The sequence below is a fragment of the Mycobacterium nebraskense genome, from assembly GCF_002102255.1.
Lineage (GTDB): Bacteria > Actinomycetota > Actinomycetes > Mycobacteriales > Mycobacteriaceae > Mycobacterium > Mycobacterium nebraskense.
Window position 1 is genome coordinate 1 of sequence record NZ_LQPH01000054.1, and the last position, 1,701, is coordinate 1,701.

The 1,701-nt window shown below is 62.7% G+C and carries 2 protein-coding genes and 1 pseudogene; 1 reads left to right on the forward strand and 2 read right to left on the reverse strand.

Annotation, left to right across the window (positions count from 1 at the left end; genetic code table 11):
- Positions 1-338, forward strand: a 338-nt coding sequence (locus tag AWC17_RS05935) for a DUF732 domain-containing protein (RefSeq protein ID WP_085164414.1), incomplete at its 5' end; no start/stop codon positions are given.
- Positions 339-403: 65 nt separating this feature from the next.
- Here AWC17_RS05935 and AWC17_RS05940 read toward each other — a convergent pair.
- Both AWC17_RS05940 and AWC17_RS05945 read right to left on the reverse strand, forming a co-directional pair.
- The gene (locus AWC17_RS05940) at positions 404-1,048 is read right to left on the reverse strand and encodes a class I SAM-dependent methyltransferase (protein WP_046187262.1); all 645 of its coding nucleotides are present in this window, start codon (positions 1,046-1,048) and stop codon (positions 404-406) included.
- Between the two features lie 141 nt (positions 1,049-1,189).
- A pseudogene (locus tag AWC17_RS05945) lies at positions 1,190-1,600 on the reverse strand (peptidase); the annotation flags it as partial.
- Between the last annotated feature and the right edge of the window lie 101 nt (positions 1,601-1,701).

The window sequence follows — 1,701 nt, forward strand, 5'->3', positions numbered from 1 at the left end:
TGCTCCTTCCATCAGACTTGCCGGTCTTCGAGGGAACCTACGTCCGGATTCTTTTACACCGCGGCAGGGACACGACCGACCCTGCCGATGCCGATGCCGAGTTCCTGGCCGCACTGAGCTCTCAGGGCATCACGTACGCGTCACCAGAAGTCATGATCGCCGCCGGTCATGCGGTCTGCACAGAACTTGATCGGGGCGAGACCCCGGCCCAGGTCGCCCACGACGTGATGAACCACAAGGACGTGCTGACCGGCAGCAACCTCGCCGCCCATCATGCCGGGTTCCTTGTCGGCGCCAGCATAGCTGCGTACTGCCCGACGTATCTCGGGCGGACCTGACTGATTGGTTCGTTAGGGAGTCTGCCCAAAACTGATCAGGTGTCGCCGGCCCGCCGTGCGCCAACTTAGCTGGCGGTCGAATCGACGGGCTTGTGCGCCGTCAGGCGTTCGACGATGCCGAGTTTGAAACGTTCCACAGTGTCGACCGCGAATCCTGCGCCAGGCAACAGCTTCAATGGCCGGCGCCGAAAGTGCTCCTCCGCCATGGGAATCGTGAGCCGCTCCACCAACCATTGCACGGCTCGAACGGGGCGCGACGAACTCGCGATATGGTCGGCAAGCAGCAGCCCGCCACCCGGGCGCAGGACCCGGTGCATTTCGCCGATCGCGGTAGCGACGTCCGGGATGGAGCACAGCCCAAAAGTGCACACCACGGTGTCGAACGACGCCTCGTCGAACGGCAGGCCATGCGCATTGCCGTGCACCAGAGTCACCGAGCGCTCCAGATCCGCAGCTCGGCCGCGGGCCACCGACAGCAGCTCCTCGCTCAGATCCAGGCCGGTGAGCTGGACACCCTCCGGATACCAAGGAAGATTCAGGCCTGTACCCATCGCCACTTCAAGGGTCTGCCCGGTCGCCCGCGAGCACACCCACTCGCGAGTGTCCTTGAAAACTCTCCGGTCCATGAACCGCATCTGCTTGTCGTAGCGACCGGCTTGCTGATCCCAGTAGCGCTCCAGTTTGTCACTGCGGTCCCCGACGGTTGCCATATGTGGCCTCCTCGAATGTCGCCTGCTATCGGGATGTCGACTGCGTCATCGTGGCGCTTGATGTCGTGCGTGATTCGCGCTGGTGTCTCAGTCTATTGGTCGCCTGCTTCAACTTGCTTGGCGCTAGGGGCGCGACGTGGTCGGTGCAGTCGTGACGAAGCCCATCTGGAAGGCGCTAACCCGATCTAACGCCGAACCGTGTTCGTCATCGTTTTCGGTATCTGAGTCCATCACCGGGTCGCGGGTGGTGACCACCCCGGCGAGCACGCGGTCGAGCCCGTCCCCGGTGCTCAGCATGAAGCGCGGGGACTTACCTGCGGCCACCCACCACAGATAGACCCCAGCGAAACAATCGGCTTGCTGCTCGCGGACGATGGTGGGGTCTTTTCTCGTGACCAGTTTCGCCATCTGCTGCAGCGCGTGCCCGTACTCGTGTGCTAACACCCCAGTGATGAACATGTCGCCGAAAATGCGTTCCCCGACCGGCAGGAACACCCCACGATCCCAGGCAATCACGTCGCAACTAGACGTGAAAAAGGCGTTGAGATTCTGACAGCTCGCGTTGCCGCACACCGCGGTGGCGTCCAGATTTCGGTGTAAATCGGCGGGCGCAGGTTCTGGCTTCGGTGGGTGATGTTACGCGGTAGCGCTAA

Coding starts and splice junctions, on each gene's coding strand:
- AWC17_RS05940 (WP_046187262.1), bottom strand. CDS start 1,048: ATGGCAACCGTCGGGGACCGCAGTGACAAACTGGAGCGCTACTGGGAT.